This is a genomic window from Streptomyces sp. NPDC041068, from assembly GCF_040647455.1.
In the GTDB taxonomy this organism is placed as follows: Bacteria; Actinomycetota; Actinomycetes; order Streptomycetales; family Streptomycetaceae; genus Streptomyces.
Genome location: NZ_JBEZCG010000006.1, coordinates 332,554 through 356,145, shown reverse-complemented (window position 1 = coordinate 356,145; position 23,592 = coordinate 332,554). Strand labels below are relative to the sequence as shown.

The following is a 23,592-nucleotide window of genomic DNA, read 5'->3' as shown; positions in this document are numbered from 1 at the left end:
ACCATGCCGAGTACGGAACCGCGTACGGACCTGGACGCCAGGTACAGCAGCCCCGGCGCCGAGGCGACGCCGTGGCCCGAGGCAGTGGCCAAGCTGAAGTCCGCCGAGCTGTTCTGGGTCTCGACGGTACGACCCGACGGCCGCCCCCACGTCACCCCGCTGCCCGCGGTGTGGCTGGACGGCGCCCTGCACTTCGCGACGGGCCCCGAGGAGCGCAAGGCCAAGAACCTCGCGGCCAACCCCGAGACCGTCCTGACCACCGGCGTCAACCTCTGGGACAAGGGCTACGACCTGGTCGTGGAGGGCGCGGCGGTGCGCGTCACGGACGAGGCCCGGCTACGGCGTCTGGCGGCAGCCTGGGAGGAGAAATACGGCAGCTTCTGGCACTACGAGGTACGGGACTCCTGCTTCCACCACGGCCCCGGCCACGCGTACGTCTTCGCGGTGACCCCGCGCACGGCCTTCGGCTTCGGCAAGGGCGAACCGTTCAGCCAGACGCGGTGGCGTTTCGAGCGCTGACACAGACCCAACTCCCTGGTGTACTGCGGCCCATGGAATACACACTCGAAGTGATCCTGCTGCCGGTCAGCGACGTCGACAGGTCGCTGGAGTTCTACCGCGACAAGCTCGGCTTCCACGTCGACATCGACACGGAGGTCATGCCGGGCATGCGCATCGTCCAGCTGACCCCGCCGGGCTCGGGCTGTTCCATCGCCCTGGGCGACGCGGTCTGGGAGACGATGGAGGGCCCGCGCCCGGCCCCGGGCTCCTACCAGGGCATGCAACTGTGCGTCTCCGACGCCAAGGCCGCCCACGCCGAGCTGGTCGCCCGCGGCCTGGACGTCACCGAGCCGGTCCAGCACGCGCCGCAGGACGGCGGCACGTTCATGTACTTCAAGGACCCGGACGGCAACGGCTGGGCGATCCAGGAGTACCGGGTCCGCGCGGCTACGCCGCTGCGGGATGCGATTGTGGCCGCCCCGTAGGAAGCGCCCGCAAGGGGCGCGGGGAACTGCGCGCTCAGCCCACGAAAAGCCGCAGACGCGTCTGCCCGGTGACTCGGCAGACGCGCCTGCGGCTGCTCTCCGGTTGCTCGCGCAGTTCCCCGCGCCCCTTTCAGGGGCGCTACAGAACCGGGAGGTTCTTGCGGAGCTCGAAAGCGGTCACTTCGGAGCGGTACTCCTCCCACTCCTGCTTCTTGTTCCGCAAGAAGAAGTCGTACACGTGCTCGCCGAGCGTCTCGGCGACCAACTCACTCCGCTCCATCAGCGAAATCGCCTCGCCGAGATTCTGCGGCAACGGCTCGATCCCCATCGCACGCCGCTCCGCGTCGGACAGCGCCCACACGTCGTCATCGGCCCCCGGAGGGAGTTCGTACCCCTCCTCGATGCCCTTGAGCCCGGCGGCCAGCAGCACCGCGTACGTCAGGTAGGGGTTGGCGCCGGAGTCGATGGAGCGGACCTCCACACGCGCCGAGCCCGTCTTGCCGGGCTTGTACATCGGTACGCGGATCAGCGCCGAACGGTTGTTGTGGCCCCAGCAGATGTACGAGGGCGCCTCGCCGCCCGCGCCGGCCGTGCGCTCGGAGCCGCCCCAGATCCGCTTGTAGGAGTTCACCCACTGGTTGGTGACCGCGGAGATCTCGGCGGCGTGCTTCAGCAGGCCCGCGATGAAGGAGCGGCCGACCTTGGAGAGCTGGTACTCGGCACCGGACTCGTAGAAGGCGTTCCTGTCGCCCTCGAACAACGACAAGTGCGTGTGCATGCCGCTGCCCGGGTGCTCGGAGAACGGCTTCGGCATGAAGGTGGCCTGCACGCCCTGTTCGAGCGCGACCTGCTTCATGACCAGGCGGAACGTCATGATGTTGTCGGCGGTGGAGAGCGCGTCCGCGTACCGCAGGTCGATCTCCTGCTGGCCCGGCGCGCCCTCGTGGTGGCTGAACTCGACCGAGATGCCCATGGATTCCAGCATCGTGATGGCCTGGCGGCGGAAGTCCATGCCCACGTTCTGCGGGGTGTGGTCGAAGTAGCCGGAGTTGTCGGCGGGGGTGGGCCGCGAGCCGTCCAGCGGCTTGTCCTTCAGGAGGAAGAACTCGATCTCGGGGTGGGTGTAGAAGGTGAAGCCCAGGTCGGAGGTCTTGGCCAGGGCCCTCTTCAGTACGTAGCGCGGGTCCGCGAAGGACGGCGATCCGTCCGGCATCAGGATGTCGCAGAACATGCGCGCGGTGCCGGGGGCCTCCGCGCGCCAGGGCAGCACCTGGAACGTCGACGGGTCCGGCTTGGCGATCATGTCCGACTCGTACACACGGGCGAAGCCCTCGATCGCCGAGCCGTCGAACCCGATGCCCTCGTCGAAGGCCTGCTCGAGCTCGGCCGGGGCCACGGCCACCGACTTCAGGAAGCCGAGGACATCCGTGAACCACAGGCGTACGAACCGGATGTCGCGCTCCTCCAACGTACGGAGCACGAATTCCTGCTGCTTGTCCATCTTCCGCTTCCACCCATCCTTGCTGGTCAGGCCGCCTGCACCCACGCAACGGGACACATCGGGCACACGAGCATCCCATTCCGCGGTTTCGAGCGCGTTGCAGACCTCGCTCTGTGCCCATAGTGCCTGCTGATCGGCGGCTCCGTAACGGCGGGCTTGCCGCGCCTCCCTTTAACTTGCATCTGAGATGCAAGTTTTCTACCGTCTGAACACAGACAAGGGAGACGTAAAGCCCCCTTGTCGGCTCATCCGGCCTTGACCGGTGCACCCGGCCCGGACCGGTCCATCCGGCTTTGAGGAGTCCCGTTGCTGTCAGAACCGTCCGCCGCGACCGTCCGTGCCACCCTCCCCGTCGTCAAAGCCGCCATCGGCGACATCACCGAGCGGTTCTACGGGCGGCTCTTCGAGGCCCACCCCGAACTCCTGCGGGACCTCTTCAACCGCGGCAACCAGGCCGCCGGCACCCAGCGCCAGGCCCTGGCGGGATCGATCGCCGCCTTCGCGACGCACCTGGTGGAGCACCCCGACGAGCGGCCCGACGTGATGCTGAACCGCATCGCGCACAAGCACGCCTCGCTCGGCGTGGCCGCCGACCAGTACGGGATCGTCCACGAGCACCTCTTCGCCGCCATCGTCGAAGTGCTCGGCGACGCGGTCACGCCCGAGGTCGCCGCCGCCTGGGACGAGGTCTACTGGCTGATGGCCAACGCCCTCATCGCCATCGAGGCGCGTCTGTACGCCGAACAGGGCGCCACCTCGGGCGACACCTGGCGGGAGTGGCAGGTGGTCGGCCGCGTCGAGGAGACGGCCGACGTCGCCACGTTCCAGCTGCGCCCCGTCGGCGAGGCCCCCGTGCCGGGCTTCCGCGCGGGGCAGTACGTGTCCGTGCAGGTCCAACTGGCCGACGGGGCACGGCAGATACGGCAGTACAGCCTGACCGGGGCGGGCGGCCCGGCCGACTCCCCGGTGCGGCAGATCGCCGTGAAGCGGATCCGGGCGGCCGCCGGTGCGCCCGAGGGCGAGGTCTCCAACCACCTGCACGCGCACGTACGCGAGGGGGACGTGCTGCGGGTCTCCGCTCCGTACGGCGACCTCGTCCTGGACGCGGCGGATCGGTCGGACCAGGCGGGCCGGGAAGGCCAGGCGGGCCGAGAGGCCCCGCTGCTGCTCGCCTCCGCCGGCATCGGCGTCACCCCGATGATCGCCATGCTGGAGCAGCTCGCCGCCGCCGGGCACCGCGCCCCGGTCACCGTCGTGCACGCCGACCGCTCCCCCGCCGAGCACGCGCTGCGGGCCGACCACGCGGCGTACACCGGCAAACTCCCGGACTCCGCCGCGTACTTCTTCTACGAGCGGCCCCAGGAGGGGCACCCCGCGGAGCTCACCGGGCTCGTCGACCTGGGGGCGCTGCCGCCGCTGCCGGCCGGCACGCGCGCGTATCTGTGCGGGCCGCTGCCGTTCATGCGGGCGGTGCGGGGGCAGCTCATCGAGCGCGGAGTTGCCGCCGCCGACGTTCATTACGAGGTGTTCGGGCCCGACCTCTGGCTGGGGCAGAGCGCCTGAGTCCGAGGGGCTCAGGTGGCGGTGCGAGCGAGATTCAGGTGGCGTCCCGTGCCGTGATGTCCAGGAGCAGCGGGCCCGTCGGCGCCGCCACCATGTCCGCCACCGTCAGCGGGTCCAGCGAGGCGTAGAACGCCTCCTGGGCCCTGCGCAGTGCGCTGCGCAATCTGCACGCCGAGTTGAGCGGGCACGGGGCCGCTCCCTCGCACTCCACCACGTCGCCGTCGCCCTCGAAGGACCTCACCAGCGCGCCGACCGACGCCGTGCGGCCTGCCTCGGTCAGCGCGAGCCCGCCGCCCCTGCCCCTGCGGGCCTCCAGCAGGCCCATCTTCTGGAGCTCGGCGACGACCTTCGCCTCGTGCGTGTAGGGCACCGCCATGTCGGCGGCCACCTCGCGCGTGGTGGGGGCCGTCCCGCTCTCCGCCACGGCCAGGCGCATGAGGGTGCGCAGCGCCAGGTCGGTGGATCGCATGAGCCGCATGTCTTCGAGCGTAGGTAATGCGCATCCTGGCCTCAAATTCTCTTGGTGCCGTCATGGACCGGATGCGCCGGATCCGCGGACGCTCTGTGGCGGGCCCCCTCCCTCCCACTACGATCGGCGGACCCTCGTTCGTCGTCTCGTCCCGTACGTCTCTTTCTGCCGAAGGACACATCATGGGTTCCGCCAAGAACACGAGCAACGCCTCCCGCAAGGCCCGAATAGAGGAGATGCGCCGGGCCGAGCGCGCACGGGATCGCCGGGGCCGCGCCCTGATCATCACGCTCAGCGCGGTCGTCGTCGCGGCGCTCGGCGTGGGCGGCTTCTTCCTCTTCTCCCGGGCGGACGACGACTCCGGCTCGAAGGACGACGCGAAGGACTGGCCGAAGTACAAGGTCACCGAGGGCGGCGAGAAGGTCTGGGGCAAGCTCGGGCGCACGCATGTGACGAAGGACGTGGACTACCCCATGACGCCACCCGTGGGCGGGGACCACCACCAGGCGTGGATGAACTGCAACGGCGACGTCTACGAGAAGGAACTCAGGGAGGTGAACGCCGTGCACTCGCTGGAGCACGGCGCCGTCTGGGTCACGTACAACGACAAGGCGAAGCCGGCGGACGTGAAGAAGCTCGCGGCGAAGGTCAGGGCGACGCCGTACTCGCTGATGAGCCCGGTCGAGGACCAGAAGGACCCCGTCATGCTGACGGCGTGGGCGCACCAGCGGACGGTGTCGGGGGCGGACGACCCGAAGGTCAAGGAGTTCTTCTCCACGTACGTGCAGGGGAAGCAGACTCCGGAGCCGGGGGCCGCGTGCACGAGTGGGCTCGCGCAGTGAGGCGGGGCAGTCCGTGAAGTGGCCCGGGAAGCGGCGTACGAGGTGGATCGCGGGGGGTGTCGCGGTGGCGGCGCTCCTGGCGGGCGGCATCACGGCCGCGGTGGCGGCCACGGGGTCCGACTCGCCTGATGTGCCCGCGAGTTCGTCCGCCGACGCGGGCTTCGCGCGGGACATGGCGGTCCACCATCAGCAGGCGGTGGAGATGTCGTACATCGTGCGGGACCGCACCGACGACGAGGAGGTGCGGCGCCTCGCGTACGACATCGCCCAGACGCAGGCCAACCAGCGCGGGATGCTGCTGGGCTGGCTGGACCTGTGGGAGCTGCCGAAGGTGCCGGAGGGGGCGCCGATGGAGTGGATGGGCATGGAGGACATGCCGCCGGGCGAGGACGGGGCGCTGATGCCGGGCATGGCGACGCGAACGGAGCTGTCCCGGCTGGGAAAGCTGAGCGGTGAGAAGGCGGAGATCCTCTACCTCCAGCTGATGACGCGGCATCACCGGGGCGGGGTGCACATGGCGGAGGGCTGCGTGCGGCGCTGCGAGGTGCCGGTGGAACGGAGGCTGGCGCGGGGCATGGTGGAGTCGCAGGAGTCGGAGATCGCCCTGATGTCCACGATGCTGAAGTCCCGCGACGCGAAGCCGTAGGGCTCGCGCCTGCGGTTCGGTTGCGGGACGGGGCCACGGGCGGGGCCTGCGCCTGCGGTTCGGTTGCGGGACGGGGCCACGGGCGGGGCCTGCGCCTGCGGTTCGTCTGTGGGGCGGGGCCGCGGGGGTATGTCCGTACTCGCCATCTTTGTTGCGGGGGTTGTTGCTGCGGTTCTGCGTGGCGTTGTGCTCGGTGCTCCGTGCGCACATACCCCCACGTCCCCTCGCGTCTCGTACGCGTCTGCACGCCGTCGTCGCTGCTGCCCGTACGGGTTCACCGCCTCCCCCGCCCACCCGTCTCTCCTACTCGCACAAGTCCACCGCCGGGCAAACGGGTGGGCGGGTGGGAGACATCCGCCGCGGAGCGGCGGGGTAGGGGATGCCGCCGCGCAACCGATGAACCGGGCCCCGCCAAGAGCTACGCCAAGCGCCGCAGGTCCTCGCGGTGGAGGGCTCCCCTCAGCTCCGCTCCCGCGACGTAACGCTCCACCTCCGCCACCGCATACTCACCGAGCCTGCGCACCTCACTCCCCTGCGCCCCGGCAATATGCGGGGTGACCAGGACATTCGGGAGGCGCAGCAGCGCGTGGTCCGCCGGCAGCGGCTCCGGATCCGTGACGTCCAGGAACGCGTCCAACCGCCCCGCCCCGCACTCCCGAGCCAACGCCTCCGTGTCCACCAGCGCCCCCCTGGCCGTGTTGACCACCACCCCACCGTCCGGGATGAGCCCGAGCATCTCCCCGCTCAACAGCCCCCGCGTCTCCGGCAGTTGCGGCGCGTGCACCGTCACTATGCTGCTCCGCCCGCACAGTTCCGGCAGTGACACCAACTCCGCCCCCAACTCCCCGGCCTCCGCCGACGTCACGTACGGATCCGTCAGCAGAATGCGATAGCCCGCGTCCGACGCCCGAAGCGCCGCCATCACGCCCCGCCCGATCCTCGACGCCCCGATGACACCGACCGTCCGCGCATCCGCCCCGGCCCGCTCGGCGAACGGCGGCCACCCCGCCGCGTACCCCGCCGCCGTCGACAGCGCCCCCTTCGCCGCGAACGTGATCGCCGCCAGTGTGAACGCCACCACCGGATCCGCGTTGGCGTCCGCCGCCGAGGAGACGACGATCCCCCGCTCCCACACCGCGTCCGTCACCATCGGCTTGACCGACCCCGCCGCGTGGATCACCACCCGGAGGCGGGGCGCGCGGGCCAGGACCTCCGGCGTCAGCGGCGGGCACTCCCAGCCCGTGACCAGGATCTCCGTCCCGGCGAGGACCGCCACGGACTCGGGCGTCGTCAGCGACCCGGACAGCGGCGTCGGCGCCAACTCCACACTGTGGGAGAGCCGTTCGCGCAGATCCGGCGTGAACACGCGGTCCGCGACCTCGACGCCCATCGCCAGTGCCGTGAACGGCGGGCCGTCACCACTCCGCTGCCGCTGATCCGCCCGCAATGCCTGCTCCGCCACGCGTGACCATCCCTCGTAGTAACCGGTTACCCACCAGCGCTTGGAGGCTAGGACCAAGCCGCGACGGCGGTCAAGGGCGATGCAGGCCAAGGGGGTTGACCAAGGACAGTAACCGCTTTAGATTCCGGGCACCTTGTTCCGACGACGGAGGGGTTGCCGTGCCGACGGTGACGAAGGACCGGGCGGAAACCGAGGCGGTGAAGCCGCCCAGCAGGAGCGACAGCGGGTCAATTGGTAGGAAAACAGGGCGTGGTGAGCTGTGGAAACGGTTTCAGCGCACACGCTTCCTGGTGCTGCTCATGGTGCCGGGCCTCGTGTACTTCCTGGTCTTCCATTACGGCGCCTTCATCGCCAACGCGGTGGCCCTCAAGGAGTACGTGCCCTTCGACGGCCTGTGGGCCAGCCCCTGGGTGGGCACGGAGAACTTCTCGCGGATGTTCGGGGATCCGGACTTCTGGCACGCGACGTGGAACACCCTGTTCATCGCCGTGCTGCAGTTGGTCTTCTTCTTTCCCGCGCCGCTCGCCCTCGCGCTGCTCCTGCACAGCCTGACCTCGGACCTCCTGCGCCGCTTCACGCAGTCCGTGATCTATCTGCCGCACTTCCTGTCGTGGGTCGTCGTGGTGGCCCTCTTCCAGCAAGTGCTCAGTGACACGGGCCTGTTGAACACCTTCCTCGGCGACTCCGGGCTGCACACCGTCGACATCATCGGCAATCCGGACGCGTACAAGCCCCTCGTCGTCATCGAGGTGATCTGGAAGGACGCCGGCTGGGGGACGATCATCTTCCTCGCCGCCCTCATGCAGGTCGACGAGCAGCTGTACGAGGCCTCCGCCATCGACGGAGCCGGGCCCTGGCGCCGCTTCTGGCACGTCACGCTGCCCAGCATCCGGCCCATCATCATCCTGCTGCTGATCATGCGGCTCGGCGACATCCTCTCCGTCGGCTTCGAACAGATGCTGCTGCAGCGGCAGTCGGTCGGCCCGGAGGTCGGCGAGGTCCTCGACACCTTCGTCTTCTGGCAGGGCATCGTCGGCGGCGACACCGGATACGCGGCGGCCGCGGGCCTGTTCAAGGGTGTCGTCGGCGCGGCACTCGTCTTCACCGCCAACCGGGTCGCCCACCGGCTCGGCGAACAGGGGGTCTACAAGTGAGTACCGGTCACGTCACCAGGCCCGCCTGGATGGAGAAGCCCCGGTTCGCGACCAAGGCCGCGAAGGCCGTTGCGGTGGTGGTCGTTCTCGGGCTCGTGCTGATCCCGTTCCTCGTCATCGTCTCCACCTCGCTCGCCTCCAACCGCGAGGTCGTGGACAACGGCGGCTGGGTCCTTTGGCCGAGCGATCCGACGCTGCGCGCCTACCGCACCATCCTCAGCGGCGGCATCGTCACCGAGGCGCTCGGCGTGAGCGTCGGCCTGACCGTCGTGGGCACGCTCTTCTCACTCGCGTGCACCACCTTCCTCGCGTACGCCCTGGCCCGCCCCGGCGTCTTCGGCGGCAAGCCCGTGCTGCTGCTCATCCTGTTCACCTTCCTCTTCCCGCCCGGCATGATCCCCGCGTTCCTGCTGGTCAAGGGCATGGGGATGATGGATACGTATGCCGCGCTCATCGCTCCCGTACTCATCAACGTCTTCAATCTGATCGTGCTGCGCGGCTTCTTCCAGGGCATACCCGAGGAGCTGTACGAGGCGGCGAGGCTGGACGGCGCCGGTGACTGGCACATCCTGTGGCGGATCGTCCTGCCGCTGTCGAAGGCGGCCCTCGCGGTGGTCTCCCTCTTCTACGCGGTGAGCTACTGGAACGCCTGGTTCCATGCCTCGATCTACATGGAGTCCGGCCACTGGCCGCTGTCCCAGGTGCTGCGCACGTACGTCATCGGCGGGTCCCAGATCGCCGACACCGGCCTGAGCGAGGCCGGCATGGTCTCCGCGCCGCAGACGACGCAGATGGCCGTCCTGGTGATCGCCACCGTGCCGATCCTGCTCGTCTACCCCTTCCTGCAGAAGTACTTCACCAAGGGCGTGCTCACCGGCGCCATCAAGAGCTGAGCCGGCCGAGCTCCTCACCAACTCGTCGTCCTGAAGGGTTCATTCACGTGTCCGGTTCCTCGATGTCGCGGCGCACCCTGCTCCGCTCCATAGCCGTCGGCGGCGCCGCCCTGGCCGCCCCCGCCGTCCTGACCGCCTGTTCGACCGACTCCAGCGGCGGCGGCAACGTCTCCAACGCGGGCAAGAAGGCGGTGCCCTGGCCGAAGTACACCCCGGCGAAGGGCCCCACCCCCGACCTCGCGCCGACCGCCGAGGGCGTGCAGCCCGGGTACACGAAGTACCCGGAGAAGCTGGTGCGGGCGATGTCCGAGAAGCCCGGCACCGGCAAGGAGAAGATCAAGGTCATGACGATCACCTACGGCACCCCGCCGAAGGAGGTCGGCCGGAACAAGTACTGGCAGGCGGTGAACGAAGCCCTGGGCGTGGAGGTCGAGTTCACCGTCGTGCCCGACGCGGACTTCCGCGCCAAGATGTCCACGCTGATGTCCGGCGACGACCTGCCCGACATGATCAACTTCGGTGGCGGATACGTGCTCCCGAGGGAGTCGCAGTTCGTGAAGTCGCGCTGCGCCGATCTGAGCGAGCATCTGTCGGGCGACGCCGTCAAGGACTACCCCAACCTCGCCAACATCCCCACGTACGCCTGGGAGGGCATGGGCCGCATCGCCGGACGCATCTACGGCCTGCCGATCGAGCGCGCCAAGGTGCAGGGCGCGATGTTCATCAACCGCGAGGCCTTCGACAAGGCCGGGTACCGGCCGGGGATGTCCGCGCCCGACTTCCGGTCCATGGCCCAAGAGGCCTCGCAGGGAAAGAAGTTCGCCCTCGGCGCCTCCACGGTGGGCTTCTTCGGGTACCTGTACCACGCGATGTGGCACGGCGCGCCCAACCAGTGGCAGATCAAGGGCGGCAAGGTCACCGACATGTACGGGACCGACGAGTTCAAGGCCGCGCTGGAGTTCATGGCGAAGATTCGGGCGGCCGGCTCGTACAACCCGGACGCCACCTCGATCTCCCAGGTGGACCTGAAGACCCAGTTCTACAACGGCACCGTCCGCTCGATGACGGACGGCTGGGGCGCCGCCCTCTCCAACGCCCAGGGAATCAAGGACGAGTTCACCCTGGACGTCGCCGAGCCGTACGCCGTCGACGGCGCCACGCCCGTCTACCAGCAGAACCGCGGCTGCTTCGGCTACACCGTCATCAAGAAGGCCTCCAAGGACCGCGTGAAGCTGATGCTGCGCGTGCTCGACTGGCTCGCCTCGCCGTTCGGCTCGAAGGAGTACGAGCTGATGCACTACGGCGTCGAGGGCACCCACTTCACGTACAACAAGGACGGCGACCCGGTCGCCACCGAGCTCGGCCTGATCGACTCCAAGACCAACCTGCCCTTCCCCTATCTGATGGACGCGCCGCAGCCGCTGTACTTCCCCGGCTTCCCCGACCTCACCGAGCGGCTGCACGCCTGGGAGAAGAGGGTCGTCCCGCTCCTCGTCCCCGACGACCACTGGGGCCTGATGTCGGACACGTACAACCGGCAGGGCGCCACGATGCAGCAGATCATCGAGGACGGCGTCACGGCGATCGTCTCCGGCCGCAAGAAGCTCTCCGACTGGGACGGCATCCACCAGAAGTGGCAGTCGCAGGGCGGCAAGCGGTCCGCCGAGGAGTTCCTGAAGGAGTACGAGGCCGCGCGCTGAGACGAGGGACCGGCGCGGGATGATGGGTCCGGGGCGAGGGTCGTCGTGGGGGCAACTCCGCCCCGGATCCGGTCGGTTGGACGGCCGAAAGGCCATGGGGTGAGGGAGACACAGGTGGGTGAGCGGGTCACGATCCGCGACGTGGCCGCGCGCGCGGGGGTCTCGGTGGCGACCGTCTCGCGGGTCCTCGCGGGGAACTATCCGACGTCCACGGCGTCGCGCGCGAAGGTGCTGAGGGCGGTCAAGGACCTCGACTACGTCGCCAACGCGCACGCGCGCGCGTTGGCGGGCGCGGGCCGCAAGACGATCGCGGTGCTCACCTACGACGTGGTCGGGGCGTTCTACGCACAGGTCGCGCAGGGCGTGGAGATGGAGGCCGCGCAGCACGGCCGCCTCACGCTGGTCGCGTCCACCGGCAGCGATCCGTCGCGCGAGCTGGCGCTGGTGCAGATGATGCGGGAGCAGGCCGCCGAGGCCGTGGTGCTCGTCGGCGGCGCGGTCCAGGACGACGAGTACCGGCAGCGGATGGCGCGGTACGCGGAGGTGCTTGCGGCCGCGGGCTCGCGTCTGGTGCTCTGCGGCCGCCCGGCTCCGGCGCCCGACGTGCCGGCGCTGGTCGTCGAGTACGACAACGAAGCGGGCGCCCATGCCGTCACCAGCCACCTCCTGGGCGCCGGACACCGCCGGATCGCGCTGCTCGGCTACCAGCCGGGGAACACGACGGGCGAGGACCGGCTCACCGGCTATCTGCGGGCCCTCGACGACCACGGCGTGCCGCGCGGCGAAGCCGTCCTCCACGGGCTCGGCTTCGGGCAGAACCACGGCTACCGGGCGATGCGGGACCTGCTGGACAAGGCGGAGGGGAAGCCGGACTTCACGGCGGTCTTCGGGGGTGACGACCGGGCCGCGGCGGCGGCGATCACCGCGCTGCGGGAGTACGGGTTGCGGGTGCCGGAGGACATCTCGGTGGTCGGCTACAACGACGACCCCGTGGCCGCGGACATCACGCCGGGCCTGACGACGGTCCACATCCCCGCGGAGGAAATGGGCCGCACGGCAGTCCGCCGAGCCCTGACGGGCTCGCCGCGGGCGGGGCAGGAACGTCATCTGCTGGGCACCCACATCGTCATCCGCGACAGCGTCCGCCCTCTCCGGGGCGGCCCTGGCCCTGCGGGCGGCTGAGGGTTCTGGGCGAGGGGGCGGCTGTAGGGGTTCGTGTGTCTGCGGGCGCGTAGTGGCTGATCGCGCAGTTCCCCGCGCCCCTTTCAGGGGCACATCGCCGCCCCGTGCTGAACGAGCAAGTGCCATGCCACCATCACGGCCACTCGCACCCACGCGGCGAAGCCGCACGTGTCACAGCCCCGCGCCCCCTTCAGCGGCACGCCCCGGCCTTCCAGTTCGTGCGCGAGTCAGGGTGCACGGGCCTCACCGCCCCCTCCACTCCCCCCCGCCCAAGCCGAGGTGCGCGAGCCCGCCACGCCGCCGCTCCTACGGTGCTCGGTCGCTGCCGGGCGAGCGGGTGGGTGGGTGGGAGAGGGGCTGCGTGAGGTGGAGGGACGATGCCACGTCCGCGGGGCGGTCCCGCATCACCAGGTGGCCCGACGGCTCCGCCACCCGGAACGTCCCGCCGAGGCCCGCGGCAAGCGCCCGCTGACGATCGAGCCACCGCCGCGAGCCACCCCCGTACGCCGCAAGGACCGTGACCTGGACGTCCGGCAGCGGCAGCACTGCCCGCAGCTCCGCCAGTTCCAGCGCGACATCGCCGTACGTCGCGTACTCCATCGACGCCGCCCGCCACACCCTGCTGGTCCCGTACAGCCCCGCCCACCGGGTCGGCGCCGCCAGCCTCCGCGCCATGGGGCCCACGGCCCGCGGCAACCCCACCCCGCACACCACCGCCCCGCACGCACGCGTGCCCGCCACCCGCAGCCCTCGCGGCAACCACACCCGCGGCCGCTCCTCCACACTGGAGTCGACCAGGACGAGCCCCGACGTCCGCTCGGGATACAGCCGCGCGAACGCCTCCGCATGGAATCCGGCGAGCGAGTGCCCGACCACCGTCGCCCGTTCCCCGCCGAGCCCCACCGCGTCCAGCACCCGCAGAATCCGCTCCGCCTCGCCCCGCAACGTGGGCGCCACGCGCGCGTGGCCGCTCAGCCCGAGGCCGGGACGGTCGAAGCGGACGACGGTCCGGTGCGGAGCCAGCAGCGGCACCACGGGGTCCCAGTCGAACCAGCCGAGCCCGAGCCCCGCGCTCAGCACGCACACCGGCCCGCGCCCCGTCACCTCGACGTGGTGCGGCACTCCCCCGATGCGTACGAAGCCCATCCTCCGTTCATCCCCGCCGCGCCGCCGAAGAGGCCATCGACCACGCGAGCACCGCGATCCACACCGCGATGAACAACACCTGAAGCCGCTGCCCCACCCCGAGCCCCCACGTCCCCCGCCCCGCCTCGAACGCGGCGACGGACGCCAACGTCCACCCGGTGGCGACCAGTTCGAGGACCACGAGAACCGGCCCGCCGCGCGCGAGCGCAGGCCACGCCCACGCCCCGCCGAGCGAACGCCGCGCGGCGACCGTGAGCAGCACCATGGCGACCAGCGCCCCCGCCACCGCGAGGCTGCTGCTGAAGGCGTGCCCGGAGTGTGTCCAGGGCACGTCCCCCGCCCCCTCCCGCGCCGCGCACCCCGCGTCCGCGGTCGGCGCGCAGCTCAGCGGCAGCACCCGCGCGTCGACGGCCGTGGCCGCCCCGAACAGCGCGAGCCCGGCCCAGCCCGCCGTGCCCCACCACTCCCGCCGCTCCCGCCGCACCAGCGCCCCCACCGCGCCCGCGAGGACGAGCAGCCCGGCGAGGAAGTCCACCGTGCGGAAGAACGTCCCGTACGGCTGGTCCTGGGCGGCGAGTTCACTGACGTACGACGAAAGGGGCGAGAGTCCGGTCGGCAGGAACGCCTCGACCGTCCAGCCGGCGTACCCGAGGGCACCGAGCAGCAGAAGGGCCGCGAGGACGCGGTGGACGACGGACCGGGAGGCCCCGGGCCGGGTGCCGCGGGAGAGCGGCTGCTGCTCAGAGACCATGGACGCTGCCGTCGTAGATGCGGACATCGGTCGACAAATGCTATTCGGACGCATGGGACGGGCGGTGGTCGGGGTGGATCCAGCTCGGCTTGCGGAACTTGAGGAAGGCCGCGGGCGCAAGGACGCCGAGCGCGAGGAGCCCGCCGCCGACGATCAGCAGATAGCGCCAGAGCGGGCCCTTGCCGAACTGGTCGGGCGGCACGAAGCCGATGGCGAGCGCGGCCAGCGACGCGACGAAGCCGACGGCCGCCACGAAGGTGACGGCGGGGACCACGAAGCCGCGCGGCACCTGCGGCTGCGACTTCCGCAGGCGCACGACGGCCACGAACATCAGCAGGTACGCGATCAGATAGATCTGCACGGTGATCACGGAGAACATCCAGTACGCGCTGGAGACGTCGTCACTGAAGGCGTAGAGGACGCCGATCAGGGTGGTGACGACGCCCTGCGCGATCATGATGTTCTGCGGGACGCCCGCCTTGTTGAACTTCTGCAGGACGGGCGGCAGATAGCCCTCCTGACGGGCGAGCGTGACCAGCCCCTTGGCGGGGCCCGCGAGCCAGGTGAGCATGCCGCCGAGCGCGGCCATGACGAGCATGATGCCGACGATCTTCGTCATCCAGCCGATGTGGAAGTGGTCGAAGAACGCCTGGAAGGCCTGCATCAGACCGGCGGTGAGGCTGAGCTCCTCCGACGGCATGACCCAGCTGATGGCCAGGGCCGGAAGGATGAAGATCAGCAGCACGAGGCCGGTGGCGAGGAAGATCGAGCGCGGGTACTCGGAGCGCGGGTGGCGCAGCGACGAGACGTGGACGCCGTTCATCTCCATGCCCGCGTAGGAGAGGAAGTTGTTGACGATGAGGACCAGGCTGGCGAGCCCGGTCCACGGGGGCAGCCAGTGGTCGGCGCTCATGGGCGCGGCGGACGGGTTGCCCTGCCCCAGGAAGACGATGCCGAGGACGACGAGCACGACACCGGGGATGAGGGTGCCGATGATCAGCCCGAGGGAGGAGAGCCCGGCGACGGTCTTGGTGCCCCGGGAGGTGATCCACACGCCCGTCCAGTAGATGACGACGATGACGATCGCCACGTAGAGGCCGTTCTCGGCGAGGCTCGGATGGACGACGTAGGCGAACGTGGAGGCGACGTAGGCGAGCAGGCTCGGATAGTACGCGATGGTCATGGCGAACTGGCACCACACGGCGACGAATCCGAGCGGCTTGCCGAGCGCCTCGCTCACCCACCGGTAGATGCCGCCGGACCAGCCGGAGGCGAGCTCGGCGCCGACGAGGGCGGTGGGGAGCAGGAAGACCAGGGCGGGCAGGAGGTAGAGGAAGACCGCGGCGAGCCCGTAGATGGCCATCGAGGGCGAGGGGCGCAGGCTGGCCACGGACGCGGTGGTCATGAGCGCGAGCGTCACCCAGGAGATGAACTGCCGCGGGATGGCGGGGTCCGGTTCCGGCAGGGTGCCCGCCCCGGTCTGCTCCGGTTCGTCCTTAGTCGTCATGCGCTCATGATCGTCGCAGCGTCGGGGGCCCGCATGTCGCCGAATACCCGGCGGGGGTAGGGTTCGCCCCATGGCGAGAACGAGGAGCCGCACGGGATACGGGCAGTTGACGCTGCTCGCCGCGCTGCTCTTCGGGATCGTGACCATGCATACGTTGGGGCATCCCTCGGGCGGTCACGAGAGCGGGCACGAGACCGGGCCGTCCGCCGCGCACAGTCGGATGCAGAGCGACCGCGGCGAAGTCGGCCCCTCGCACGGCGACCGCGTCATGAGCGTGGCCGCACCCGCCCCCGAGCCGCACGGCGGGATGGCGATGGATCCGCTGTCCGTGTGCCTGGCCGTCCTCGGGGCCTTCACTCTCGTCCTGCTGCTGCGGGCCGGTCCGCTGCGGCCGGGCGGAACGCTCGCCCGCACGCCCGGACTCGGGCGGCTCCTGCACTCCGTGGGACCGGAACCTCCGCCGCCCCGCGCCCTGCTCACCCGTCTGTCGGTGCTGCGCCAATAGGTCGGCGCACCGGCTGCTTCGCGCTGCCCGCGCACAATCTCGTGCCGTTCCGGTGGGAACCCACGGGCGTCGAGCGGTGTACCAGAAGCAGCAGATGCGCCCACCTGCACACGCACCACCATGACGAGGTGTCACTCAGCCATGCGCAATGAAGCAGTCATGCGTACGAAAACTCCGTCCACCCCCTCGCGCCGCGCCCTGCTCGGCGCGGCGGCCGCCGTCGCCGGGACCGGGATCCTGGCGGCCTGTTCCGGCTCGGAATCCGGCGGCTCGGGCGGCCACGGCGGTCACGGCGGGGGCGGCGCGTCCGGCCCCGAGGGCTATGTGGACCCGGCGGGCAAGGAGGTCGCGGCCGCCGAGAAGAAGCGCGGCCGGGGCGGCCGGGTCCGCGAGGTGAAGCTGATGGCCATGGAGACCAGGCTCGACCTGGGCGGCCCCACGGTGAAGACGTGGGCGTACGGCGACCGCCTCCCCGGCAAGGAGGTCCGCGTCACCGCCGGCGACACCCTCGCCCTCACGCTCGCCAACCACCTCCCCCAGGCCACCTCCCTGCACTGGCACGGCATCGCCCTGCGCAACGACATGGACGGCGTCCCCGGCCTCACTCAGAAGAACATCGAGCCCGGGGCGGACTTCACCTACCGCTTCGCGGCCCCGGACCCGGGGACGTACTGGTTCCACCCGCACTCCGGCACCCAGCAGGACCGCGGTCTGTACGCCCCCTTGATCGTCGAGGACCCCAAGGAGCCGCTGAAGTACGACAAGGAGTGGGTGATCGTCCTCGACGACTGGGTCGACGGCGTGGACGGCTCGACCCCGGACGGCGTGCTCGCCGAGCTGAGCAAGGGCATGGCCGGACACGACATGGGCGGCGACGGCGGCAGCGAAGGGGGCGAAGGGTCGGGCGGCATGGACCACGGCGGCCACGACATGTCGAACATGTCCCACGCCGCGGCGCGGACCGCACCGTCACCGAAGCCGTCGGGCCCCTCCCGGATGATGATGGGCGCCAGGAGCGACCTGCTCGGCGGTGACGCGGGCGACGTCGCCTACCCGCACTACCTCATCAACGGGCGTACGGCGAAGGCCCCTTCGCAGTTCCGCGCCCGCCCCGGGGACCGCATCCGCCTGCGCATCATCAACGCCGGCGGCGACACGGCCTTCCGCGTGGCCCTCGGCGGCCACGAGATGACGGTGACGCACTCCGACGGCTTCCCCGTGGCGCACAGGAAGACGGACGCCCTGCTCCTCGGCATGGGCGAGCGGTACGACGTGCTGGTCACCGCCGAGGACGGCGTCTTCCCGCTGACCGCGCTGGCCGAGGGCAAGAAGGCGGCGGCGCTCGCGGTGCTCCGCACGGGCGGCGGCGCGGCGCCGACCGCGGCCACCCGCCCCGAGGAGCTGAAGGGCTCCGTCCTGACGGCGGACAAGCTGAAGGCGCACGAGTCGGTCGCCCTGCCTGCGGGCAAGCCGGACCGCACGATCAGGATCCAGCTGACGGGCGGCATGGCCAAGTACGACTGGGCGTTCGACAAGAAGCCCTACTCCCCCGGTCAGCGCCACCCCGTCCGCGCGGGCGAGCGGGTCCGGCTGACCTTCGCCAACTCGACCTCGATGTGGCACCCCGTCCACCTCCACGGCCACACCTTCGCCCTGGCGAACGTGGTGGGCGGCCCCCGCAAGGACACCGCGATCATCCTGCCGAACGGCACGCTGACGGTGGACTTCGAGGCGGACAACCCGGGCCTGTGGATGATCCACTGCCACAACGTGTACCACGCGGAGGCGGGCATGATGACGGTCCTCGGCTATCGCAGGTAGCCGCGGGAGCAATCCGTTCGGGGCGCCCCACGTGGGGCGCCCCACACCCCTCCCGGAGGGCATCGCGTCGCTCTGACGATTACACTGGGCCGCGTGCCTCAACTACGCCTCGCCCTGAATCAGATCGACTCGACCGTCGGCGATCTCGCCCAGAACGCCGAGGCGGTCGTCCGCTGGACCCGGCACTCGGCTGAGCAGGGGGCGCATCTCGTCGCGTTCCCCGAGATGGCGCTGACCGGGTATCCCGTCGAGGACCTCGCCCTGCGGTCGTCCTTCGTCCAGGCCTCGCGGGACGCGCTGCGCGCGCTCGCCGCCCGGCTGAAGGACGAAGGGTTCGGCGAGCTGCCGGTCGTCGTCGGCTATCTCGACCGCACCGAGGAGGCCAAGCCGAAGTTCGGCCAGCCCGCGGGTGCGCCGCGCAACGCGGGCGCCGTGCTGCACCGCGGCGAGGTCGCACTGACCTTCTCCAAGCACCACCTCCCCAACTACGGCGTCTTCGACGAGTTCCGCTACTTCGTGCCGGGCGAGACCCTGCCGATCGTGCGGGTGCACGGCGTCGACGTGGCGCTCGCCATCTGCGAGGACCTCTGGCAGGACGGCGGCCGCGTCCCCGCGACCCGCAGCGCCGGGGCGGGCCTGCTGCTCTCCATCAACGCCTCGCCGTACGAGCAGAACAAGGACGACCAGCGCCTGGAGCTCGTGCGCAAGCGCGCCCAGGAGGCCGGCTGCACCACCGCCTACCTCGCGATGATCGGCGGCCAGGACGAGCTGGTCTTCGACGGCGACTCGATCGTCGTCGACAAGGACGGCGAAGTCATCGCGCGCGCCCCGCAGTTCGCGGAGGGCTGCGTGGTCCTGGACCTGGAGCTGCCGGCCGCCGCGCCCGAGCCGCCGTCCGGCGTCGTGGACGACGGCCTGCGCATCGAGCACGTCACGGTCTCCGAGGAGCCCCTGCCCGCGTACGAGCCGGAGCTCGCCGGTGGGTACGCGGAGCGCCTCGACGACGACGAGGAGGTGTACTCGGCGCTGGTCGTGGGCCTGCGCGCGTACGCCGCGAAGAACGGCTTCAGCAGCGTCCTGATCGGGCTCTCCGGCGGCATCGACTCGGCGATCACCGCCGCCATCGCCTGCGACGCGCTCGGCGCGCAGAACGTGTACGGCGTCGCCATGCCCTCCCGCTACTCCTCCGACCACTCCATCGGTGACGCGGAGGAGCTGGCTCGGCGCACGGGGCTCAACTTCCGTACCGTGCCGATCGCCCCGATGTTCGACGCGTACATGGGCTCGCTCGGGCTCACCGGGCTCGCCGAGGAGAACCTCCAGTCGCGCCTGCGCGGCACGATGCTGATGGCGATCTCCAACCAGGAGGGGCACATCGTCCTCGCGCCGGGCAACAAGTCCGAGCTGGCGGTGGGCTATTCGACGCTGTACGGCGACTCCGTGGGCGCCTACGGCCCGATCAAGGACGTCTACAAGACCTCGATCTTCCGGCTCGCGAAGTGGCGCAACCGCGCGGCGCAGGAGCGGGGGCAGACGCCGCCGATCCCGGAGAACTCCATCAGCAAGCCGCCGAGCGCGGAGCTGCGGCCCGACCAGGTCGACACGGACTCCCTGCCGGACTATCCCGTCCTCGACGGAATCCTGGAGCTCTACGTCGACCGTGACCAGGGCGCGGACGCGATCGTGGCCGCGGGCTACGACAGGGAGCTGGTCACGAAGACGCTGCGGATGGTGGACACCGCGGAGTACAAGCGGCGGCAGTACCCGCCGGGCACGAAGATCTCGGCGAAGGGGTTCGGCAAGGACCGGCGCCTTCCGATCACGAATCGGTGGCGGGAGTCGGCGTCTTCCTGACGTGCGTGTGCGGTGATGAACTGCGGGCCGGTGAGGGCTGGTCGCGCAGTTCCCCGCGCCCCTTACGTGGCGCGGTACCCCGCCGGTTCACGTTCCGGTGAGCCCTTGGCGACCACCCGCTCCGCGCCCGCCACCGGAGCACGCCGCAGATCGACCAGATACGCCACCCCCGCCACCGCGAGGCCGAGGACCGCGAGGCCCGCGCCCGCCACCGCAGGGGACGTCACGCCGAAGCCCGCCGCCAGGGCGAGGCCACCGATCCACGCGCCGCCCGCGTTGGCGAGGTTGAACGCCGCCTGGTTGGCGGAGGAGGCCAGGGACGGCGCCGCCGACGCCTTCTCCATGACCATCAGCTGCAGCGGCGACCCGGTGACGAACGCCGCCGTGCCGAGCAGCACCACCGCGAGCGCGGCGCTCCACGCGGCGCCCATCAGCAGCGGGAACAGCACGAGGACGAGCGCGAGCGCCGCGAGCCCGCCGAACAGCGTCCCCCGCAGGGAGTGGTCCGCGAGGCGGCCGCCCAGCAGGTTGCCCGCCGTCGCGCCGACGCCGAACAGCGCGAGGAGCAGCGTGACGCTGGATTCCGTGTAACCCGCCGCGTCCGTCAGCATCGGCGTGATGTAGCTGTACGCCGAGAACAGCGCCCCGAAGCCCGCGACGGTCGTGCCGAGCGCGAGCCACACCGGGACGCTGCGCAGCGCGCGCAGTTCGCGGCGCAGCCCGACCGTGTCGCCGTCGCCGTGGTCGGCCGGGACCAGGAGGGCGAGGGCGGCGACGGCGGCGATGCCGATCGCGCTCACCGCGAGGAACGTGGCGCGCCAGCCGAGCTGCTGCCCCATCGCCGTACCCACGGGAACGCCCACGATGTTGGCGACGGTCAGGCCGAGGAACATCAGGGAGACCGAGCGGGCCTTGCGCTCGGGTCCGACGAGCCCGGTGGCGACGACCGCGCCGACGCCGAAGAAGGCGCCGTGCGGCAGCCCGCTGAGGAAGCGCGCGGCCATCAGGAGGTGGTAGTCGGGGGCCGCGGCCGAGAGCGCGTTGCCGGCCACGAACAGCAGCATGAGCCCGATCAGGACGCGGCGGCGCGGCAGGCGCGCGGTGACGGCGGCGAGCAGCGGGGCGCCGACCACGACGCCGAGGGCGTAGGCCGAGACGAGGTGTCCGGCGGTGGGGATGGATATGTGCAGGTCGTCCGCGACGTTGGGCAGCAGGCCCATCATCACGAACTCGGTCGTACTTCGCGATTGGGTGCATGCTTGAAGGCGTAGGGACGACACCTCGGGAGGGGCCATGATCACGGACACCGCGACGTTCACCGGCCGCGAGTACTTACGCGTCAGCTTCGACCGCTCGGACTTCGAGCGGAGCAACGAGGACCAGCACGAGGACAACACGGACGTTGCCGGGGAGTTCGGCATCGCGCTCGGGACCGCGTACCGGGACGTCGGCTCCGCCTCCCGCTTCAACCCGAAGGAGCGCGACGACTTCGTGCGGCTGATGGCCGACCTGCGGGACGGGACGTTCAGTGCGGACGTCCTCCAGATGTGGGAGAACAGCCGTGGATCACGCAAGCCGCGCGAGTGGCTGGACTTGATCGACGCGTGCCAGGCCGCAGGTGTCAAGATCCTGATTACCACCAGCCGCCGCCTCTACGACCTGAACCAGTGGCGTGACCGGCATGCCCTCCAGGAGGACAGCCTCAAGGCCGCCGCAGCCAGCGAGGAGACGAGTGAGCGCGTGACCCGGACGCTGAACCGCAATGCCGAGAAGGGCAAGCCGCACGGCCTGATCCCGTATGGCTTCCGGCGCACATACAGCAAGGTCCGGAACACCAAAGGCCGCCTGGTCACGCGTCCCGAGGCACAGCTCCCCGACCCCGCCGAAGCGCTGCACGTGATCGACCTGTTCGTGAAGCTCCACGACGGCCGGTCGTTCGTGTCGATCGAGGCGGATTGGGCAGCGCGCGGCATCGTGAGCCGGGACAGCGTGCCGTTCAGCGCGCAGTCACTGAGCCAGATGGCCCGCAAGGTCAGCTACATCGGCAAGCGCGTCCGCACCCGCACTGTGGAGGACCCGGAGACCGGCAAGCGACGGAAGACCGTGATCGGCGAGATCGATGCGGCGTGGCCCGTGATCGCCGACTTCGACGGCTCCCCCATGACGCCCGAGGACTTCGTGACCCTGTTCCACGAGGTGCAGATCATCCTCAGCGACCCGCAGCGGCGCACCAACCCCGGCGGTGGGGCCAAGCACGAGTACACGATGACGATCCGCTGCGACGTCTGCGGTGGTCCCATCACCGTGACCAAGCACCTGTCCGCCGAGGGAGAGCAGGTCTACGCCTGCCGCGACAAGGGCTGCGTCCGCCTGAGCGAGAAGGCGGAGCTGGACAGCCTCCTGACCCGGATCGTCCTTGCCTACCTCGCCCGCCCGGACAGCTATGACCGCAGGTTCGGCACGGGCGCCGACGACAGCGCCGAACTCGGAGTCGTCCGCGCGCAGCTGGCCCGCAAGCGGGCCGCGCTCACCGCGTTCGAGGCCGAGGACCCCGAGACCCCCGCCGAGGCACGGGTGATCGGCCGCAAGATCGAGAAGCTGGAGACCGAGATCAGGGAACTGGCAGACCGGGAGTCCGGACTCACCGCGCCCAACCCGCTGGAGACCCTGTTCCCGCAGGGTGCGGCCGAGACCGTGGCCGCCCGCTGGAAGGCCACCGAGCTGCCCGCCCGCCGGGCCGTGGCCGCGCTCCTGCTCACGCCCGAACTGCTCGGACAGGTCCGTGTGCGGCGGGTGGCGGACTCTCCCTCCGAGGCCGTACAGGACCGCCTGAACTGGGTGACCGCCGCCTGACCCATGACGCAGACACACAAGATCTTCGGTGTACACCATGGTGTACAAGAGCGATCATTCGACTCTTGCTATCAGGAAGTCCAGAAGCGCGGCAAGAGCCATCAGTACGTCAACTACATGACGCAGACTCACAAGATCTTTGCTGATACCCATGGTACTCAAGAACGATCTTTCACACGTCGGCCGCATGGTGCAGGTGCACAAGATCTTTGGTGATGACCATAGTCATCAAGGGCGATCTTTCGACTCCGTCTTCCCTACGTGTTCGTGCGGGAGCACGATGGGTAGGAGTACAGCGACCACAGACGCACGACCAGAGACCAGGATCGCAGCCACCGGCTGCGTCTCCTGGTCTCTGGTCGTTCGGGGGCGTCTGTGCCGGAGAGGAGAGCCTGTGCCCGTCGTCCGTGAGTCCGCCGACATGCGCCGCGTCCGCGCACTGGTCGCCACCGCCGCACGTACCGGGAATGCCGAGGGCGAACGCCGCCTGCGCGCCGAGTACTTGCGGATGGAGGCCGCCGCGCTGCGAGCCCGCGCCCGCGCGGCGGACGACCGGGCCGCCGCGCTGGAGCCGGACGGCTCGCTGAGCCCCGCCCGGCTGGAGGAGATCAACGCCCTGCTGGACGGCGGGTTCCGCGACCGCGCCCGGTCGGCCGAAGCGGTCACCGAGCTGATCAACGAACTCGACCGGCTGCACGTGAGCCGCACCGACTGATCCCACAAGCGGCGACCGCCCGGGATGCCCCCCGGACGGCCG

At 70.5% G+C, this 23,592-nt stretch carries 21 protein-coding genes; 14 read left to right on the top strand and 7 right to left on the bottom strand.

Going from position 1 to position 23,592, the window contains the following annotated elements; all coding sequences use genetic code 11:
- Nucleotides 1-3 precede the first annotated feature (3 nt).
- Complete coding sequence (locus AB0B50_RS16430; protein WP_362331240.1) at nucleotides 4-519, top strand: pyridoxamine 5'-phosphate oxidase family protein; 516 nt, start codon at nucleotides 4-6, stop codon at nucleotides 517-519.
- 32 nt (nucleotides 520-551) lie between these two features.
- The gene (locus AB0B50_RS16425; protein WP_362331237.1) at nucleotides 552-986 is read left to right on the top strand and encodes a VOC family protein; all 435 of its coding nucleotides are present in this window, start codon (nucleotides 552-554) and stop codon (nucleotides 984-986) included.
- A gap of 139 nt (nucleotides 987-1,125) precedes the next feature.
- Here AB0B50_RS16425 and AB0B50_RS16420 read toward each other — a convergent pair whose 3' ends face one another.
- Nucleotides 1,126-2,487, bottom strand: coding sequence for a glutamine synthetase family protein (locus tag AB0B50_RS16420; RefSeq protein ID WP_362331234.1), 1,362 nt, complete (start codon nucleotides 2,485-2,487; stop codon nucleotides 1,126-1,128).
- A gap of 306 nt (nucleotides 2,488-2,793) precedes the next feature.
- Between AB0B50_RS16420 and AB0B50_RS16415 the strand changes: the two genes are divergently transcribed.
- Nucleotides 2,794-4,050 carry a globin domain-containing protein gene (locus AB0B50_RS16415; RefSeq protein WP_362331231.1) on the top strand — a complete coding sequence of 419 codons (1,257 nt, stop codon included), beginning with the start codon at nucleotides 2,794-2,796 and terminating at the stop codon, nucleotides 4,048-4,050.
- Nucleotides 4,051-4,084: 34 nt separating this feature from the next.
- Here the strand turns inward: AB0B50_RS16415 and AB0B50_RS16410 are convergent, their stop codons facing one another.
- On the bottom strand, nucleotides 4,085-4,528 hold the full coding sequence (locus AB0B50_RS16410) for an Rrf2 family transcriptional regulator (protein ID WP_362331228.1): 444 nt from the start codon (nucleotides 4,526-4,528) through the stop codon (nucleotides 4,085-4,087).
- Nucleotides 4,529-4,701: 173 nt separating this feature from the next.
- Here AB0B50_RS16410 and AB0B50_RS16405 point away from each other — a divergent pair, with 173 nt between their 5' ends.
- Both AB0B50_RS16405 and AB0B50_RS16400 read left to right on the top strand, forming a co-directional pair.
- Nucleotides 4,702-5,361, top strand: a complete 660-nt coding sequence (locus tag AB0B50_RS16405) for a DUF3105 domain-containing protein (RefSeq protein ID WP_362331225.1) — start codon at nucleotides 4,702-4,704, stop codon at nucleotides 5,359-5,361.
- A gap of 13 nt (nucleotides 5,362-5,374) precedes the next feature.
- Nucleotides 5,375-6,007, top strand: coding sequence for a DUF305 domain-containing protein (locus tag AB0B50_RS16400; RefSeq protein ID WP_362331222.1), 633 nt, complete (start codon nucleotides 5,375-5,377; stop codon nucleotides 6,005-6,007).
- A 418-nt stretch (nucleotides 6,008-6,425) separates the two neighbouring features.
- Here the strand turns inward: AB0B50_RS16400 and AB0B50_RS16395 are convergent, their stop codons facing one another.
- Nucleotides 6,426-7,397 (bottom strand): hydroxyacid dehydrogenase, encoded by a 972-nt coding sequence (locus AB0B50_RS16395; protein ID WP_362331667.1) that lies wholly within the window; start codon nucleotides 7,395-7,397, stop codon nucleotides 6,426-6,428.
- Nucleotides 7,398-7,768: 371 nt separating this feature from the next.
- Here AB0B50_RS16395 and AB0B50_RS16390 point away from each other — a divergent pair, with 371 nt between their 5' ends.
- From AB0B50_RS16390 to AB0B50_RS16375, 4 genes are all read left to right on the top strand, one after another.
- Nucleotides 7,769-8,623, top strand: coding sequence for an ABC transporter permease subunit (locus AB0B50_RS16390; RefSeq protein ID WP_362331664.1), 855 nt, complete (start codon nucleotides 7,769-7,771; stop codon nucleotides 8,621-8,623).
- A 29-nt stretch (nucleotides 8,624-8,652) separates the two neighbouring features.
- A complete protein-coding gene (locus AB0B50_RS16385) occupies nucleotides 8,653-9,516 on the top strand; it encodes a carbohydrate ABC transporter permease (RefSeq protein ID WP_362331661.1) in 864 nt (287 codons plus the stop codon).
- Nucleotides 9,517-9,578: 62 nt separating this feature from the next.
- Nucleotides 9,579-11,216: an extracellular solute-binding protein gene (locus AB0B50_RS16380; RefSeq protein ID WP_362331219.1), complete on the top strand. Its 1,638-nt coding sequence runs from the start codon at nucleotides 9,579-9,581 to the stop codon at nucleotides 11,214-11,216.
- 114 nt (nucleotides 11,217-11,330) lie between these two features.
- On the top strand, nucleotides 11,331-12,398 hold the full coding sequence (locus tag AB0B50_RS16375; protein WP_362331216.1) for a LacI family DNA-binding transcriptional regulator: 1,068 nt from the start codon (nucleotides 11,331-11,333) through the stop codon (nucleotides 12,396-12,398).
- A gap of 306 nt (nucleotides 12,399-12,704) precedes the next feature.
- Here the strand turns inward: AB0B50_RS16375 and AB0B50_RS16370 are convergent, their stop codons facing one another.
- From AB0B50_RS16370 to AB0B50_RS16360, 3 genes are read right to left on the bottom strand one after another with little or no spacing between them, the layout of a single operon-like run.
- On the bottom strand, nucleotides 12,705-13,544 hold the full coding sequence (locus tag AB0B50_RS16370; RefSeq protein ID WP_362331213.1) for an alpha/beta hydrolase: 840 nt from the start codon (nucleotides 13,542-13,544) through the stop codon (nucleotides 12,705-12,707).
- Between the two features lie 7 nt (nucleotides 13,545-13,551).
- Nucleotides 13,552-14,322, bottom strand: coding sequence for a DUF998 domain-containing protein (locus AB0B50_RS16365; protein ID WP_362331210.1), 771 nt, complete (start codon nucleotides 14,320-14,322; stop codon nucleotides 13,552-13,554).
- 13 nt (nucleotides 14,323-14,335) lie between these two features.
- Nucleotides 14,336-15,802: an APC family permease gene (locus AB0B50_RS16360; protein WP_362331208.1), complete on the bottom strand. Its 1,467-nt coding sequence runs from the start codon at nucleotides 15,800-15,802 to the stop codon at nucleotides 14,336-14,338.
- A 70-nt stretch (nucleotides 15,803-15,872) separates the two neighbouring features.
- On the opposite strand from AB0B50_RS16360, the gene AB0B50_RS16355 reads away from it, so the two are divergent.
- From AB0B50_RS16355 to AB0B50_RS16345, 3 genes are all read left to right on the top strand, one after another.
- Nucleotides 15,873-16,307, top strand: a complete 435-nt coding sequence (locus AB0B50_RS16355) for a hypothetical protein (protein WP_362331205.1) — start codon at nucleotides 15,873-15,875, stop codon at nucleotides 16,305-16,307.
- A 141-nt stretch (nucleotides 16,308-16,448) separates the two neighbouring features.
- Entirely contained in the window at nucleotides 16,449-18,128 is a 1,680-nt protein-coding gene (locus tag AB0B50_RS16350) for a multicopper oxidase family protein (protein ID WP_362331202.1), read from the top strand.
- A gap of 93 nt (nucleotides 18,129-18,221) precedes the next feature.
- The gene (locus AB0B50_RS16345; protein WP_362331199.1) at nucleotides 18,222-19,982 is read left to right on the top strand and encodes an NAD+ synthase; all 1,761 of its coding nucleotides are present in this window, start codon (nucleotides 18,222-18,224) and stop codon (nucleotides 19,980-19,982) included.
- Nucleotides 19,983-20,044: 62 nt separating this feature from the next.
- Here AB0B50_RS16345 and AB0B50_RS16340 read toward each other — a convergent pair whose 3' ends face one another.
- On the bottom strand, nucleotides 20,045-21,277 hold the full coding sequence (locus AB0B50_RS16340) for an MFS transporter (protein ID WP_362331196.1): 1,233 nt from the start codon (nucleotides 21,275-21,277) through the stop codon (nucleotides 20,045-20,047).
- Here AB0B50_RS16340 and AB0B50_RS16335 point away from each other — a divergent pair.
- Both AB0B50_RS16335 and AB0B50_RS16330 read left to right on the top strand, forming a co-directional pair.
- Nucleotides 21,276-22,835, top strand: coding sequence for a recombinase family protein (locus AB0B50_RS16335; RefSeq protein ID WP_362331193.1), 1,560 nt, complete (start codon nucleotides 21,276-21,278; stop codon nucleotides 22,833-22,835). The genes AB0B50_RS16340 and AB0B50_RS16335 overlap by 2 nt on opposite strands.
- Nucleotides 22,836-23,229: 394 nt before the next feature.
- Entirely contained in the window at nucleotides 23,230-23,550 is a 321-nt protein-coding gene (locus AB0B50_RS16330; protein ID WP_362331190.1) for a hypothetical protein, read from the top strand.
- The last annotated feature ends 42 nt before the right edge of the window (nucleotides 23,551-23,592 follow it).

Coding starts and splice junctions, on each gene's coding strand:
- AB0B50_RS16430 (WP_362331240.1), top strand. CDS start 4: ATGCCGAGTACGGAACCGCGTACGGACCTGGACGCCAGGTACAGCAGC.
- AB0B50_RS16425 (WP_362331237.1), top strand. CDS start 552: ATGGAATACACACTCGAAGTGATCCTGCTGCCGGTCAGCGACGTCGAC.
- AB0B50_RS16420 (WP_362331234.1), bottom strand. CDS start 2,487: ATGGACAAGCAGCAGGAATTCGTGCTCCGTACGTTGGAGGAGCGCGAC.
- AB0B50_RS16410 (WP_362331228.1), bottom strand. CDS start 4,528: ATGCGGCTCATGCGATCCACCGACCTGGCGCTGCGCACCCTCATGCGC.
- AB0B50_RS16405 (WP_362331225.1), top strand. CDS start 4,702: ATGGGTTCCGCCAAGAACACGAGCAACGCCTCCCGCAAGGCCCGAATA.
- AB0B50_RS16395 (WP_362331667.1), bottom strand. CDS start 7,397: ATGGGCGTCGAGGTCGCGGACCGCGTGTTCACGCCGGATCTGCGCGAA.
- AB0B50_RS16390 (WP_362331664.1), top strand. CDS start 7,769: ATGGTGCCGGGCCTCGTGTACTTCCTGGTCTTCCATTACGGCGCCTTC.
- AB0B50_RS16385 (WP_362331661.1), top strand. CDS start 8,653: ATGGAGAAGCCCCGGTTCGCGACCAAGGCCGCGAAGGCCGTTGCGGTG.
- AB0B50_RS16380 (WP_362331219.1), top strand. CDS start 9,579: ATGTCGCGGCGCACCCTGCTCCGCTCCATAGCCGTCGGCGGCGCCGCC.
- AB0B50_RS16370 (WP_362331213.1), bottom strand. CDS start 13,544: ATGGGCTTCGTACGCATCGGGGGAGTGCCGCACCACGTCGAGGTGACG.
- AB0B50_RS16365 (WP_362331210.1), bottom strand. CDS start 14,322: ATGTCCGCATCTACGACGGCAGCGTCCATGGTCTCTGAGCAGCAGCCG.
- AB0B50_RS16360 (WP_362331208.1), bottom strand. CDS start 15,802: ATGACGACTAAGGACGAACCGGAGCAGACCGGGGCGGGCACCCTGCCG.
- AB0B50_RS16355 (WP_362331205.1), top strand. CDS start 15,873: ATGGCGAGAACGAGGAGCCGCACGGGATACGGGCAGTTGACGCTGCTC.
- AB0B50_RS16350 (WP_362331202.1), top strand. CDS start 16,449: ATGCGCAATGAAGCAGTCATGCGTACGAAAACTCCGTCCACCCCCTCG.
- AB0B50_RS16335 (WP_362331193.1), top strand. CDS start 21,276: ATGATCACGGACACCGCGACGTTCACCGGCCGCGAGTACTTACGCGTC.
- AB0B50_RS16340 (WP_362331196.1), bottom strand. CDS start 21,277: ATGGCCCCTCCCGAGGTGTCGTCCCTACGCCTTCAAGCATGCACCCAA.